The organism is Variovorax sp. WS11, from assembly GCF_010499245.1.
Taxonomy (GTDB): domain Bacteria; phylum Pseudomonadota; class Gammaproteobacteria; order Burkholderiales; family Burkholderiaceae_C; genus Variovorax.
In genome coordinates, this window is sequence record NZ_JAAGOW010000004.1 from 404,770 (window position 1) to 419,278 (window position 14,509).

Annotated in this window: 13 protein-coding genes and 3 pseudogenes; 4 read left to right on the plus strand and 12 right to left on the minus strand. The window is 66.6% G+C overall.

What is annotated here, in order from left to right; genetic code table 11:
• Positions 1-80: 80 nt before the first annotated feature.
• Positions 81-1,244, plus strand: a complete 1,164-nt coding sequence (locus GXN78_RS31275; protein ID WP_106559388.1) for a citrate synthase family protein — start codon at positions 81-83, stop codon at positions 1,242-1,244.
• A gap of 196 nt (positions 1,245-1,440) precedes the next feature.
• Here the strand turns inward: GXN78_RS31275 and GXN78_RS31280 are convergent.
• Positions 1,441-1,847, minus strand: a pseudogene (locus GXN78_RS31280) (type II toxin-antitoxin system VapC family toxin).
• 626 nt (positions 1,848-2,473) lie between these two features.
• Between GXN78_RS31280 and GXN78_RS41580 the strand changes: the two are divergent.
• A pseudogene (locus tag GXN78_RS41580) lies at positions 2,474-2,767 on the plus strand (HigA family addiction module antitoxin); the annotation flags it as partial.
• A gap of 399 nt (positions 2,768-3,166) precedes the next feature.
• On the plus strand, positions 3,167-4,300 hold the full coding sequence (locus GXN78_RS31290) for an IS110 family transposase (RefSeq protein WP_106559386.1): 1,134 nt from the start codon (positions 3,167-3,169) through the stop codon (positions 4,298-4,300).
• 375 nt (positions 4,301-4,675) lie between these two features.
• On the opposite strand, the gene GXN78_RS31295 is transcribed toward GXN78_RS31290, so the two are convergent.
• From GXN78_RS31295 to GXN78_RS31320, 6 genes and pseudogenes are all read right to left on the minus strand, one after another.
• Positions 4,676-5,953, minus strand: coding sequence for an IS256 family transposase (locus GXN78_RS31295; protein WP_106561513.1), 1,278 nt, complete (start codon positions 5,951-5,953; stop codon positions 4,676-4,678).
• Positions 5,954-6,312: 359 nt separating this feature from the next.
• Positions 6,313-6,633 carry a type II toxin-antitoxin system PemK/MazF family toxin gene (locus tag GXN78_RS31300; protein WP_106559907.1) on the minus strand — a complete coding sequence of 107 codons (321 nt, stop codon included), beginning with the start codon at positions 6,631-6,633 and terminating at the stop codon, positions 6,313-6,315.
• Positions 6,627-6,881, minus strand: coding sequence for an AbrB/MazE/SpoVT family DNA-binding domain-containing protein (locus tag GXN78_RS31305; RefSeq protein ID WP_106559908.1), 255 nt, complete (start codon positions 6,879-6,881; stop codon positions 6,627-6,629). Before GXN78_RS31305 ends, GXN78_RS31300 begins: the two co-directional genes overlap by 7 nt.
• A gap of 389 nt (positions 6,882-7,270) precedes the next feature.
• Positions 7,271-7,504 (minus strand): annotated as a pseudogene (locus GXN78_RS41585) (integrase); the annotation flags it as partial.
• A gap of 224 nt (positions 7,505-7,728) precedes the next feature.
• Positions 7,729-8,262, minus strand: coding sequence for a hypothetical protein (locus tag GXN78_RS31315; RefSeq protein WP_106559909.1), 534 nt, complete (start codon positions 8,260-8,262; stop codon positions 7,729-7,731).
• Positions 8,259-8,513 carry a DUF6172 family protein gene (locus GXN78_RS31320; RefSeq protein ID WP_106559910.1) on the minus strand — a complete coding sequence of 85 codons (255 nt, stop codon included), beginning with the start codon at positions 8,511-8,513 and terminating at the stop codon, positions 8,259-8,261. Before GXN78_RS31320 ends, GXN78_RS31315 begins: the two co-directional genes overlap by 4 nt.
• Before the next feature lie 579 nt (positions 8,514-9,092).
• Here GXN78_RS31320 and GXN78_RS31330 point away from each other — a divergent pair.
• The gene (locus GXN78_RS31330; RefSeq protein WP_164255993.1) at positions 9,093-9,248 is read left to right on the plus strand and encodes a hypothetical protein; all 156 of its coding nucleotides are present in this window, start codon (positions 9,093-9,095) and stop codon (positions 9,246-9,248) included.
• A 242-nt stretch (positions 9,249-9,490) separates the two neighbouring features.
• On the opposite strand, the gene GXN78_RS31335 is transcribed toward GXN78_RS31330, so the two are convergent.
• The 5 genes from GXN78_RS31335 to GXN78_RS31355 are packed head-to-tail and all read right to left on the minus strand — an operon-like array spanning position 9,491 to position 14,507.
• Entirely contained in the window at positions 9,491-10,774 is a 1,284-nt protein-coding gene (locus tag GXN78_RS31335; protein WP_106559912.1) for an aspartate aminotransferase family protein, read from the minus strand.
• Positions 10,775-10,783: 9 nt separating this feature from the next.
• A complete protein-coding gene (locus GXN78_RS31340; RefSeq protein WP_106559913.1) occupies positions 10,784-11,845 on the minus strand; it encodes a phosphotransferase in 1,062 nt (353 codons plus the stop codon).
• Complete coding sequence (locus GXN78_RS31345) at positions 11,842-12,870, minus strand: histone deacetylase family protein (protein WP_106559914.1); 1,029 nt, start codon at positions 12,868-12,870, stop codon at positions 11,842-11,844. The genes GXN78_RS31340 and GXN78_RS31345 overlap by 4 nt, the downstream gene beginning before the upstream one ends.
• Positions 12,867-13,616: a GntR family transcriptional regulator gene (locus tag GXN78_RS31350; RefSeq protein WP_106559915.1), complete on the minus strand. Its 750-nt coding sequence runs from the start codon at positions 13,614-13,616 to the stop codon at positions 12,867-12,869. The genes GXN78_RS31345 and GXN78_RS31350 overlap by 4 nt, the downstream gene beginning before the upstream one ends.
• 33 nt (positions 13,617-13,649) lie before the next feature.
• Positions 13,650-14,507, minus strand: a complete 858-nt coding sequence (locus tag GXN78_RS31355; protein WP_181360661.1) for a DMT family transporter — start codon at positions 14,505-14,507, stop codon at positions 13,650-13,652.
• Positions 14,508-14,509: the final 2 nt, after the last annotated feature.

Here is a 14,509-nt window from a genome sequence, read left to right on the forward strand (position 1 = left end):
GGACGCATCGTAGTTAATAGTTGATGAACTAAGCAAGATTGACAGATAGAATCAATATATAAGAACTTCTGCACCCAGCCATGGCCTCCTGGATATCGATGAACGAGGCGTGCCGCCTCCTCGGCGTTCGGCCTCAGACGATCTATGCCTACGTGAGCCGCGGCAAGCTGGAGGTCATGCCCGACCCGGCCGATACGCGCCGCAGCCTGTACCGCGCCGAGGACGTGGCCGGCCTGGCCAAACGCAAGCAGGCCGGCCGCAAACACGAGACCCTGGCGGCCAACACGCTGTTCGGCGCGGAGCCCAGCATCCCGACGGCCCTCTCGGCCTTCTTTCGCGGTCGCCTGTATTACCGGGGCCAGGATGCCGTGAGCCTGGCGGGATCTGCCGACCTGGAAGAGGTGACTCGACTGATGTGGAGCGCCGAGCAGCCCGTCGACTTTTCGTCGTCCACGCCGATGCGCGCGGGCAAGCCGGGGCGGGTCGCTGCCTTCACGGCGCTGGCCAGCCTGGCGGCTGCGGGACATTCCACCCGTGGACGCCTGACCCGGGTCTTGCACAACGAGGGCCAGGGCCTGGTGGGCCAGTTGGCCAATGCCTTCGGTGCCCAGCCGGGGGGCCAGCCTCTGCATCTGCGCTTTGCCCAAGGGTGGAAGCTATCGGCCCACGTCGCCGATCTGCTGCGCACGGCCATGGTCCTCCTGGTGGACCACGAGTTGACCAGTTCCGCGTTCGCCGCGCGCATTGCGGCTTCGACCGGCGCATCGCTGCCCGCATGCCTTCTGGCCGGGCTGAGCACGCTCTCGGGCCCCTTGCATGGCGATGCCTCCGGTCAGGTTCAGGCCCTGTTCAGCGAAGTGGAACGGTTGGGCGAGGAACAGGTGGTCAGCCACTACCTGTCGACCGGCCTGCCTTTCGCGGGATTCGGTCATCACCTCTATCCCGATGGCGACCCGCGCGCGGCCGCCTTGCTGGCCCTGTTCGAGCCGCCGAAGGCGATTGCGCGCTTCATCCGGAAGGTCACGCAGCAGACCGGCTTGCAGCCGAACATCGACGTGGCGCTCGCGGCCCTGGTCACCCACCATCGACTTCCCGCCGATGCGGCCTTCGGCCTTTTCGCAACGGCGCGCAGCGTCGGGCTGCTGGCGCACTGCCTGGAGCAACTGAGCGTGACGCAAGTGATCCGGCCACGCGGGCGCTACGTGGGCGTGATGCCCAGCCTGCCGCAGGGCATGAGAACCTAGCGGACGCGCGATGTGCCGCGTGGCAGTTTGCCTTCGATGGCCGCGTGACGAGTGCCGCCTGAGAACTGGAACTGCAGGCGAGGTCGAGCGATGTCGCTGCCGATTCTGATGCTGGACCAGCACGTGCTGAATCCGCACGTTGGCTATATGTTGCGCCGGGTGAAACCACTCCCGACGCAATTGCCTTTCCGTGCCGTCAACGTTCCCAGGGATTGATCAGTCGCACGGCAAGGCCCTCGAAGTCCCGGGTGTTGCGCGTTACCAGCGTCAGATCGTGCTGCAAGGCCGTGGCGGCAAGCAGCCCGTCGATGGCCGGCAGCGTGCGGCCCGCACGCGCCTGTACCTGACCCCAACGATCAGCGACCTGGGCATCGATGCCCAGCAGTCTGCCGACGAAGCAATTGGGCAAGTCCACTTCCAACCAGTCCGTCAATGTCTGGCGAAAGGCCGCGTCCGTGACGCCCTCGATGCCCTTGCGGATCTCCCCCAGGCTCAGCACGCTCAAGTAGAGGGATTGGCGCGGCCGCGCCTGAATCCAGGTCACGCGTCGGCTTGCTTGCGGCGCAGTTCCGACAGGACGTTGGTATCAATCAGGTAGCTCAAAACTCGAGCTCGCGCGGCGGGCTGCGATCGCGCTCAAATTCGATGTCTTCACGGCAGTACAGCGGCGACGTGCGCATGAAGTCCGCCAACGACTGCTCATTGCCCTGGGCCTCGCCCCCGGGGACATCGACGCACCGATCGTTGCGCGTCTGCTGGGCGTGACATAGCGCAGCGTGTGCGAGGAGATGACGCGGCGGCGGTGGATGGTTGCCGCTTCCTGCGATACTGCCCTCTCTGCATGTCGCTCGGCTATCACACGGTGGTGCACCAGCGTGAGCGCCACGACCGATGTCCGATGCATCGTGAGCCGCTCCTCGCTGCCTGCGGTAATACGGCTCGAACTCGCCCCCACCCCTGCAGTGCACCGCGTTGACGCGCGAGCGTCCTATCGCGGTGACGCAAGCGGCGATAGGGCAGGGCGGTAGAAGCGCCCCCAGAGGCGGCTGCGCTGACACATTTGCTTCGCAAATCGTGTAAACCCTGGCTCGATGCGGCAATGACCAATGGCGGCTAACTTGGCAGTGGACCGGCAACGAGCCCGAGAACGTGAAGATTTACGACCCACAGTGCAGGCCGTGCGGATCTTCGCAAGATGCGAATCGCCCCTTGGCAGAAAGGCAAGAGCCATGTTTAAGAACAGACTGCGCCCGGTTCACCCCGGCGAGACGCTCCGTGAGGACTTTCTGGAGCCCCTCAAAATGAGCGCCAGCGCGCTCGCAAAGGAACTGCACGTCGCCGCGCCGACCGTGAACGACATCGTGCGCGAAAAGCGCGGCGTTTCCCCTGTGATGGCCCTGCGCCTGTCCCGCTACTTCGGCGGCTCGGCGCAATGGTGGCTCAACATGCAGAGCGTCTACGACCTCAAGATGGCCGAGAAGGAAGCCGCGAAGCAGATCGAGAAAGAGGTACGTCCGCGCGAGGCGATCCGTGAGTTCGTCGAGAACAATGAGTGGCAGATCGCCGAGATCCGCGCAGCGGTCGATGAAGCGAAGGCGGGCGACTTCGCCAGCGGCAAGGATGTCGCAGCGCTGGCAAAAAAGTGGAAGGTGAGTGTGAGTTAGATGGTTGCGTGGGGCGCTGCGCAAATCGACGAGGAAGCTACCCACATCGGCACTGACGATCCAGCTGCCGCCCGCCTGGTGGTCGAAAGCGTCCTGAGAGGAGGCTCCGATCGTCCGAACACGCTTTGACCTGAGATAAGTGGATTGGCTGCGGGTTTGATCTTTCAATCTTCAGATGCTATGGAGGACTCCCTGCCACTGGCGAGCCCTGTTGCGCTAGAACGGGAGTTCTCAGTCAAGAAACCGAAGGAGCGCATCATGACTGCACGCGAGACGGCCCTTCAAGGCATGGATAGGACGACTGCATTTGATCTTTACATGAGCATGGAGCTCGGTGACAAAAGCTGGAAACTAACCTTCGGAAACGGCAGCCAGCGACCGAGCCGCTGCACGGTAGCCGCCGGAGATGAGGCCGCGGTGCTGGAACGCATCGGTAAGGCCAAGGTGTGTTTCGGGCTGAGTGCGGCAGCCGCGGTGCACAGCTGCTATGAGGCCGGGCGCGACGGCTGGTGGCTGCACCGCAGGCTGCGGGAGCACGGTGTCGACAACATCGTAGTGGACTCCGCCAGCATCGAGGTCAACCGGCGCGCCCGGCGTGCCAAGACCGACCGACTCGACGGCGACAAATTGCTGTGCATGCTGCAGCGGTGGCACGCCGGGGAGACACGGGTGTGGTCGGTGGTGCCCGAGCCTACGGTGCAGCAGGAAGACGATCGCCGCCTGCACCGTGAACTGCAGCGTCTGTCGGGCGAACGCACGTCGCACACCAATCGCATCGGGTCGCTACTGATGCTGCACAACCTGCGAGTGCCCCATGTAGGCGGACGAGACTGGAGCCGCTGGTGGGGCAGCCATCACGAGCAGGTGCCGCCGGCGCTGCGCTCCGAGATCGAGCGCGAGTACGCGCGCTTGGTCCTGGTCAAGCAGCAGATTCGCGAACTGCAAGCGGTGCAGAGCAAGCAGGTCAGCGATAACGAGCAGCCGCAAGTGGCGCAACTGGCCAGGCTGCGCGCGATCGGCATCCCGACGGCCTGGGTCCTGGTCAAGGAGTTGTTTGGTTGGCGACACTTTGCCAATCAACGCCAGGTGGCGGGATGTCTGGGTTTGGTGCCAAGCCCTTATGCCAGCGGTGACATCCAGATCGAGCAAGGCATCAGCAAAGCCGGCAACAAGCGAGCGCGGACCCTGTTCGTGGAACTGGCATGGAGCTGGCTGCGCTACCAGCCTGACAGCGACCTGAGCCAGTGGTTCAAGCGGCGCTTCGGCAGCGGCGGCAAGCGCATGCGACGCATCGGCATCATCGCGCTGGCACGCCGTTTGGCGGTGGCGCTCTGGCGCTACACCGAACACGGCGAGATTCCAGCCGGTGCATCGCTCAAGCCGGCGGTGTAGACCCCCGCAACAGAGAAGGATCTTCCCTCGACGCGACGAATTGGAGGAGACGTCTCACGCTACGATCGCAGGTTCGACGCGCCCGTGCAGGGGCTGGGTCACCACGCAGTGACCGTTCTTTCAGATGGGGAGCGTCGGTAACAGGGGTCAGCCAAGCGCAGGGCGCGCATGTTGCATGTGGTGCCGGGCAACACGCCCGACACGGATAGAAGGTTGTTTCAGCGTTGGCTGGAATCTTTCGTCAGACCCCGAGGAGTTGTCAGGATTTTTGTGTTCGAGGCCGGTTGATTGATTTGTTCTCGATTGTTTTTTCTTATGTCTTCAGGCCCCCGCCAGGCCGCCGGAGGCGCCCCGGTTGAGCCATGTATTCATGGTTCAACCTCCTGATTTTGCGTTGCCTTGGGCCGCGTGCGTGAAGCGCTCTTCGTAGAGGATCGCGAATTGATTCATCGCCTCCTTCCAATTGTGCGCCGCGCGCCCCCAGTCGGTCGTGATGTTGCGCAACGCCAGCCAGATCAGCTTGGAGGCCGCGTCATCACTGGGGAAGTGGCCGCGCGACTTGATGATCTTGCGCAACTGCGCGTTGATGCTCTCGATGGCATTGGTCGTGTAGATCACCCGGCGGATGGACGGCGGAAACGCGAAGAACGGAATCACCCGATCCCACGCACGGCGCCAAGCCGCGACCACGGTCGGGAACTTGATACCCCAGGGGCCTTGAGCAAAGGCATCGAGTTCGGCCTCGGCCGCTTCGGCGCTCGCGGCCGTGTAGATTGGCTTGATCGCCGCGGCCAGCAGCTTGCGGTCCTTCCAGCTCGCGTAGTCCAGCGAGTTGCGTATCAGGTGCACGATGCAGGTCTGCAACGTGGTAGCCGGATACACCGCCGCCAGCGCCTCGGGCATGCCCTTCAAGCCATCGGTGACGGCGATGAGGATGTCACCCACGCCGCGGGTCTTCAGGTCGTTGAATACCTTCATCCAGAACTTGGCGCCCTCGGTGCCTTCGATCCACAGGCCGAGGATGTCGCGCGTGCCATCGGGCAGCACCCCCAAGGCCAAGTAGATGGCCTTGTTGCGCACCACCGCGTCTTCTTTGATCTTCACGCGCAAGGCGTCGAAAAAGACCACCGGGTACATCGGCTCCAGCGGCCGGGCCTGCCAGGCTCCGACCTCGGCCATGACGGCGTCGGTGACCGAGCTGATGAACTCGGGCGACACCTCCACCGCGTAGCTCTCCATCAAGAAGCCCTGGATCTCGCGCATGGTCATGCCGCGCGCGTACATGGCCACGATCTTGTCGTCGAAGCCGGTGAACCGGCGTTCGTGCTTTGGGATGAGCACTGGCTCGAAGGAGCCCTCGCGGTCGCGCGGCACCTCGATGCGAAGTGGCCCGTCACCGGCCAAAACCGTCTTGGCACTCCTGCCATTGCGCTGATTGCCACCGCTGGCCTCGGGCTTGCTCGCGCCGCTCGGGTAGCCCAGGTGGTGCGACATCTCGGCACCCAGGGCGCGCTCGATCAGCGCCTTCTTGAACGCGGCCGTCGCCTCATTGACTGCGTCACCGGTCATGGGGCCGGTGACGAACTGGTCAATCAACTCCTTCGGAATCGACGGCAGCGCCGCCATCTTGGCGGCGATCGCCGCGTTCTTCATCTTCGTCTTGCTTACTGGCATACATGCTCCTGGTCGTCATGCTATGCCTCGAACACAAAATTTTTGACAGGCTCGACCCCGACCCGTGATCGCGTCTTCGCCTCGTTCAGTCCGTTCCACAACAGCCCGACCGCCATCGACGCTTGACAACATTTGAGTCCTCATAGAAGGCCCCTGCCAGGCCGCCGGAGGCGCCCCGATTGAGCCATGTACTCATGGTTCAACCCAGGAGCGCGCGCGCTGCATCTTCGACGGTTTGCGACAGGCGCGCCGGATCCAGCTGTTGAGATGAGTTACTGGAAGCGCCTCCTGAATTTGGCCAGTCCCTCGCCCGTGTCGATGGTCCCCGCGGCCCTTGTTCAGGCTGTAAAGACTTCTTGCAGCGTCGCCAACGTCGCCGCCAGTGTCTTCGCTGATACCGCGCCAAGTTTTTTTGCCAAGCGAGCCTTGTCGACCGTGCGCACCTGATCCAGCAGGATCAAACCCTTGGTGCCACCGTGCGTCAGCGCAATCCGAAACGGCGCTGCGAACCCCTTGGAGGTCATCGGCGCCACAATCACGGTGCGCAGATGGTCGTTCAGCTCAGCCGGGGACACTACCACGCAAGGGCGGGATTTCTTGATCTCGCTACCGACCGTGGGGTCCAGGTTCACAAGCCAGATCTCCCCACGCCTCACCAAGCCAACTCCGCATCGGCTTCGTTGCTGAATTCACCCATGACCAACTCGTCGCCTCCGTTGGCGGCCAGCGCCATAGCGGCCTCGGCCCAACCGGCTCGCGCCGGACGCGCCGTTCTGCGCAAGACGATGGCCCCCTCCTCGACGGTCATCTCAGCAGCTTCCTCATCGCCCAGTCCCGCCTGCGCCAGAAGTGGCTTGGGAAGGACAACGCCCTTGCTGTTTCCGAATGGTCTGATGGTGACTTGCATGGTTTTCTCCGGTGTGGCAACAATGTTATTCCGTGCATCGCGACCTGTCAAGCGGGTTGTTATTATTTTGTGGTAACGCCTTGTCCTGTGCCTCCGCTGCTGCCATCGGTGGTCATGTGCCTCTTGCGCAGATGGTCGATCGCGAAGCTCTAGCGCACTGTCGCGCATTGGCAAGACCCGCGCGATCGGGTATCTGCGACTCTTGCTGGCGCAGACGCAGCCGAAGACCACCACTTATGCTGTGTGGCAGCGACGAGATTCCTGAAGTCCGAGGCTTCTCGGCCCGCGACGCCCTGAGCGACCGCGGCGGCACGTGAACTCCGTCGATCGGCACGGCCATGGCTTGCGGCGTCGATGAAGCCGAGCGCGGATACCAGGAACGCCTCACCCTCATCGAGCATCCGGCTCACTTTGCTGCCCAGCGCGCTTGCGGCGCGGAAGTAGCCCATCACGGTCGCGACGCTGTGATGGCAGGTCATGGCCATCGGCTCGAGCAGCGACATGTTCTGTCGGCCGGCTTCCGTCACGAACCCGGCCCTCAGCGAGAGCGCACCAAAACTTTCCTCCACCCCCGCCATCGCGCATCGCTCCTTCACGATGCCGCGCACGGCCGCTGGCGCGACCGCCCATCTCGGTCCGCCCTGGTTCCTGCCATTCCTGGGTGGGTACTACAGATGGCCGGACCTGGTCAGCTGACGCCGCAGTGGTTGCCGCTCCATCACCGTGCTTTGTGGCAGGGGCCTTGCCGCGATGAAGGAGGCCGGGACTCGAATTCGTTGTCTAGCACGAAGGGCTTGATTTTCGATGCGAACGACGCACCGAAACCGCGATGACCGCGGGCCAGGCGTCAGTCGTGGCCGAGCAGCTCCAGCACCCGGCCATCGCCCACGAACGATTCGACCATCAGGATCCGGAATACCACGTTGCGCTGGAACCGCGGCAGTGCGGTTGCAGGCTTCAGGAACTCGAACTGAAGCGTCTGCGCCGTTCCGCGCCGAAACGCCTGCCCCGGCGCCACGACCCAGCGTGCCGAAAAGCCTTCGTTGTCCACCACGAGGGCGCAGCGGTGCTCGCCTTCGGGGACCAGCGAGTCTTCGGAGGGGAGTTGCGGCGCGCGCAGCGTGAGCTCGACGAGGGCATGGGGGTGGAATGTGCTGCCCGCCTCGAAACCCGCAGGCTGCGCGGGCACCGGGCGCCGCAGCTTGCCAATGAGCCAGGCGATGACGTTGCCGATGATCGGCAGCCACAGCAGCATCAACAAGGTGCCGACGTCGCGGGCCGTCGAACCGGGCGCGGAGAGCTGTCGCAGCAGTGCGCCGCCAAGGGCCACGCACAGCAGTGCGATGACGATAAACCTGCGCTTGGCCTGGATGCCCGTCATGGCACCGTGTTGCTCACGTCTCCGGTCCGCGCCTTGCGATGGGTGGGTTTCGCAAGGATGCCGGCGAGGAACCGCGCGCCGCCGTCCCTCGCCGCTCGGTCAATAAAGGCAGTGAGGGCGGACAGGTGCGTCGGCACTGCGAGCTTGCGCGAAGGCGCGAACTTGCAGTCGAACTCCCGGTCGTCCGCGCACTCGGGCAGGCGCCGGCGCTCGCGCCTGACGTCGACAACCAGCAGGAATGACTTTTTCATGGATGATCGTAACGCGTCGTCCCCTGGCATGCGCAACACGCAGATGGCCTCTCTCCGAGCCGTGTAGCGTCATCGGGCTCGGCTGCCATTGTTGGGAATTCCGTTGCAGCCATCGTGAGAGTGGCAACCTGCAAGCTGACGCAGCTTGACGCGGCTGTCACGAACGCACGGCAGCGCCCGGCCTGCACGTAGGGCAGGAAATCGCCCACCGCGGCGCACGCGGAAGGGATCTCGCCACCGATGAGATCCGTCACCGCGAGCGTGGGGCCGCGGTAGGGAATGTGGGGTCATCTCGATGTCCGCCGAGCGCGCCGCCATCGCGCCGACGAAGTGTGGCGTAGATCCCGCCGCCGGCGAGCCGAACGAGCCGCCCCCCGGAGAAGCGTCGCTTGTGAATGGGCGGCATCGCCGCCGTTAGCGCTAGTCACCCCCAACGCCTAGGCCGCAGCCCACGCTCACCCGACGTTCCGCGGCGTCGCTCCGACCCCGTGGCCGCCAGTCGTACCCAATCGAAACTACGGCGGATCGCGCGAGGTCAGTGCAGTGCTGGCCGATGCATAACGCCAAAGCGCACGGCAAGTGCGCCGGAAGCTCACCACCCTATTGGTTCAAGCGGCCGAGTTGGCGATCTGCGAGAAGGCGGAATTCATCAGCGTAGCGTTGCTCGATCGGGCTGCTGCGGCAGGGATATTCGAGCTTCCCGCCGAGCAGGAGCCCGACGAAGCCGATGCGTGACAGGCGGGAAGCAGCCTGAGCCAGGCGGGTGGCACATTGAAAGGAGCATCGGTGTCAATTGAAAGGGCGAAGGTGACCGAATGAAGGACACCGACAGCCGCCATCATTTGTTGCCGCCGACTCGCTGAGCCTGTCCCCCCTCCAGGTAGGGGACTCGATTCACCTGTCACTACTCGCCGGTTGCCCGACGCCTAGCTCGCCCAATTTATGGCTGGTGCGAGTGGAGCCGCTCGACGGCTGAATCACATCGTCGCCAGCACGCTGTCCAGGGTGTCGACCAGCAGGTCCGCGTGCGCTTCAGAGAACACCAGCGGCGGGCGGATCTTCAGCGTGTTGGTGTGCTCGCCGGTGGCGCTCAGCAGCACCTGTCGCTCGCGCAGCCCGTTGACGATGCGTGCCGTCTCGGCCGTGGCCGGTGCGCGGGCGGTGCGGTCGTTCACGAGCTCCACGCCCACGAACAGGCCGGCGCCGCGGACCTCGCCGATCAAGGCGTGGCGCTGCGCGAGCGCCGTCAGGCGCTCGCGCAGGTAGCGGCCGACGCGCTGCGCATTGGCCATCAGGCCCTCGCGCTCGATCACGTCGAGCACGGCCAGGCCGGCGGCCATCGAGACCGGGTTGCCGCCGAAGGTGTTGAAGTAGCGGCACTCGCGCGCGAAGGCGGCCAGCACCTCGGGCCGCACCGCCAGTCCGGCCAGCGGATGGCCGGCGCCGAGCGGCTTGCCCATGGTCACGATGTCGGGCACCATGCCATGGCGCTGGAAACCCCAGAAGGCATCGCCCGTGCGGCCCAGGCCGGCCTGCACCTCGTCGGCGATGAAGAGGCCGCCGGCCGCGCGCACCGCCTCCACCGCCTCGGCCAGGAAACCCGGCGGGTCGGTGAAGATGCCGTCGCTGGAGAACACGGTGTCGACCATCAGCGCTGCAGGCCGGATGCCGTGGGCCTCGAGGTCGGCGATGGCGGCGCGCACGCCGGCGGCGAAGGCCGGGCCCACGGCCTCGGGCGCCATCGATCGCGCATCCGGTGCCGGCACGGTGCGCACCGCCTCGCCGAGCTGCACGAAGCGGCCCAGTGAGGGCGAGGCCTGCGCGATCGAGGCGGTCACGCCGTGGTAGGCGAAGCGCGTGACGATCAATCCGCTGGCCTGGGTGTGCGCGCCGGCGATGCGCATCGCCAGGTCGTTCGCTTCGCTGCCCGTGCAGGTGAACATCGCATGCCCGAGCTCGGGCGGCATGGTGGCGAGCAGGCGCTCGGCGTAGTCCAGCACGCCCTCGTGGAGGTAGCGGGTGTGGGTATTGAGCGTGGCGGCCTGGCGCGCGATGGCCTCGACCACGTGCGGATGGCAGTGGCCGACGCAGGCCACGTTGTTGTAGGCGTCGAGGTAGCGCCTGCCGTCGGCGTCGTGCAGCCACACGCCCTCGCCGCGTACCGTATGCAGCGGCGTGTCGTAGAAGAGCCGGTAGGCCGGGCCGAGCAAGCGGTTGCGGCGCTCCATGAGCGCTGGGATATCAGCAGGCAGGGTGGACATCGCAGGATCTCATGGCAGGCCGCAGGCGCGGCGGAAGGCGTCGGCGGCGGCCTCGGCGCCGATGCGCTCGCAGGCCGCGAGGCGCGCCCACGAGAGCGGGTTGTTGCGCAGCAGGTAGGCCGCGTTCTCCGGATAGCGCGCGGCGCGCCAGCCGCTGATGGCGACCACCATGACCAGGCGCGCCACGATCAGGTCGAACAGCAGCGCGATCTCGCTCGGCTGCAGCGCCCGCACCGCGTGATAAGCGGCGACGAAAGGCAGCACCTCGGCCAGCGGGTCCTCGCCGGTGCCGAGCTGGTAGGCGGCGGCGACCGCCAGGTCGTCGATGGCCGGCGCGCGCACCATGTCGCCGAAGTCGAGGATGCCGGCGATGCGATCGGGCTGCTGCGGATCGACCAGCACGTTGTAGATGTTGAAGTCGTTGTGAATCGGCTGCGCGGGCAGCGCGCGCAGCCGCGGCAGGACCGCGTGCTCGAAACGGTCGAGCGCCGCCTGCGCCAGTGCGCGGCGCGCCGGGTCGTCGATGTGCACGAGCAGGCCGCGCACGCTGTGGGCGCGCTGCAGGTCCCAGGGCAGGGGCAGGTCGCCGGCGGGATGGTCGAAGCCGGCGAGCGCGAGATCCAGCCGCGCCAGCATGCGCGCCAGGTTCTCGCGTTGCAGCGGCGTGCGCGGCGCCTCGGGCAGCGGCAGGCCGGGCAGGTAGCTGAACAGGCGCACCACGCGCGGCAGGCCATCGCCCGGGTCGCGCAGCAGGGAGGGCTCGCCCCTTCGCGTCGGCACGATGCGCTGCACCGGCAATGCCGGGTCGACACGCGCCAGGCGCAGCAGGGCCTGGGTCTGGAAGTCGGCGACCAGCGCCGATTCGGCCGGGTGCGAGACTTTGAGCACGAAGCGTGCACCGCCCGTGGCCGCTTCCAGCCGGTAGTTGCGGTCGCGCTCACCCGAGAGCGGCTTCAGCTCGCCCTCGAGCGCCCAATGCTCGCGCGCCAGCGCGCGCACCCAGGTTTCGTCGAGCTCGGGCGATCCCTCGCTCAGCACATGCGCGTCGTCGAAGTCCAGCGCCGTCGTCATGCCGCGCCTGCGAAGCCGCGCAGCGCGCTCGCGATGTTGGGGCCCAGGTCGTCGGACAGGTAGCCGCCTTCCTGCACCAGCACGGTCGGCAGGCCCAGGCGCGCGATCTCGGCCAGCAGCAGCGCGAAGTCCGGCGTCGTGATGCGCATGCCCTTGTAGGGATCGCGCTCGTGGGTGTCGAGGCCCAGCGCCACCGCCAGCGCGCCGGGCGCGAAGGCGCGGATGCTGTCGCAGGCCTCGCGCAGCGCCGGCAGGTAGCCGTCGAGGTCGGTGCCGAGCGGCAGCGGCTTGTTGATGTTGTAGCCCAGGCCTTCGCCCTCGCCGCGCTCGTGCGCATGGCCGGTGAAGAAGGGCGTGAAGTTGCGCGGGTCGCCATGCAGGGAGATCGTGAGCACGTCGGCGCGGCGATAGAAGATGCCTTGAGTGCCGTTGCCGTGGTGCACGTCGATGTCGAGGATGGCGACGCGCTCGTGCCGGCCGCGCAGGTGCTGCGCGGCGATGGCCACGTTGTTCAGGTAGCAGAAGCCGTTGGCGCGGTCGGCGTAGGCGTGATGGCCGGGCGGGCGGCACAGCGCATAGGCGGCGCGCTCGCCGTCGAGCACCAGCTGCGCGGCGTGCGTGGCCATGTGGGCCGAAGCAACGGCCGCTTCCCAGGTGTGCGCGCCGATGGAGCAGGCGTTGTCGCCCATGTGGAAGCCGGCCTGGCCCACCACGCTGTCGGGATAGGTGCAGGGCTGGCCCGGGAAGGGATGGATGTTCGGCATCACCTCTTCGGACGGGTCGTCGAGCAACTGCCAGCGCGCATGGGCCGTCTCGAGGAAGCGCAGGTACTCCGGCGTATGGATGGCCGCACGGGGTCCGGCGCCGAAGTCCTCGCAGGGAACGATGTCGTGGCCTTCGCCCTGCACGGCCGCCAGCAGGCGGAATGCGCGCTCGGGCTGCTCGTTGCTGCGCTTGAGCTTGCCGCGCACCATGAACAGCTGCGGGTCATGTTCCTTGTGCGTGTCGGCGTAGACGACTTTCATCGAGGGGTTCCTTGCACGGGTGAAGCGGGAAGGGACGGCGCGGCACCGTGCTGCCGCACGAACAGGGCGCGCACGTCCCGCCAGGCGGATTCGATGTGCGTGCGCATGGCGGCCTTGGCGGCCTCGGGGTCGCGGCGCAGTAGGGCGTCGGCGATCGCCAGGTGGTTGCTGGCCACGGTCTCGGAGTCGTCGACCACGGTGATGAGGGCGATGACCATGCGCAGCTCGGTCTGCGTGTTCAGGAAGATGCGGTGCAGGTGCGCGTTGCCGGACAGCTCGCTGATCAGCGTGTGCAGCGCGAGGTCGGTGTCGATGCGCTCGTCCTGCGGCCGCGTGCGCGCTTGACGCACCATGTCGTCGACCATCGCCCGCACGCGTGCCAGGTCGGCATCGCTGGCCTTGCGGCAGGCCAGCTCGATCGAGGTCAGCTCCAGGCTCAGGCGCACTTCGTACAGGTCATCGATTTCCTGCACGCTGATGGTCCGCACCGTGAAGCCGTGGCGCGGCCGTGCGACCAGCACGCCCTGGCGCTCGAGCCGGCGCGCCGCCTCGCGCACCGGCGCGCGGCTCACGCCCATGCGGCGCGCGATGTCGGCCTCGACGATGCGGCTGCCCGGCGCGAGGCGGCCCTCCACGATGGCGCGGGTGAGCTGGGCCTCGACCTGCTCGACCAGGTCGGTGGTCTCGAGGGACTCGAAGAGCACGTCGTCCGAGGAAGAGGAAGAAGAAGAAGAAGGGAAAGCCATGTCGTTTGCCTCTTTGTTTGTCCGCGGCCTCGTTCATCGGCCGCGCGCCAGGTAGACCCCGGCCGCGATGATCAGTGCCATGCCCGACATCGCGAGCGCGTCGGGCGGTTTGTGGAACCAGAAGGTGCTGAAGCCTACCGCCAGCAGCAGCTGGAAGTAGTTGAGCGGCGCCAGGGTCGAGGCTTCGACCCGCTCGAAGGCTGCCAGCAGCAGCCATTGGGCCGCGGCGCTGCAGGCGCCGCCGGCCAGCAGCAGCAGCACGGCGCCGGCGCCCGGAGCCTGCGCCGGCAGGAACAGCGGCGCCGGCAGCGCGGTGGCGACCAGGCAGACGAGCGCGGTGTAGGCGTACTGCACCGGCCCGGCGACCTGCCCCACGAGGCGGCGCGTGATCAGCTGGAACACGGCATAGCAGACGGCCGCGATCGCCATCAGCAAGGTGCCGAGCCGCGGCAGGTCGCTGCCGGGCCGCACGATCAGCAGCATGCCGGCGAAGCCGACGAGCACGGCGGCCCAGCGGCTGCGCCGCACCCGCTCGCCCACCAGCCAGGGCGAGAGCGCCACCATGATCAGCGGCGCGGTGAAGTAGATGGCGGTGGCCTCGGCCAGCGGCATCCAGATCAGCGCCGTCATGAAGCAGGTGGCCACCGTCGCCAGCATCGCGCCGCGCAGCAGCAGCCACCTCTTGTGGGGCGCGCGCCAGAGGCGCAGGTCGCCATGGCGCAGCAGCACGGCAAAGGCGATGCCGCCCACCGCCAGGTAGCGCATCACGTTGACGAAAGGCGCCGGGTAGTGCTGCAGCATCTTCTTGCAGAAGGCGTCGTAGGAGGCGAAGGCCACCAGCGCGCAGAAGAAGAGCGCGATGCCGGCGCTCCTGGAGCCGGGAGGACGCAGCG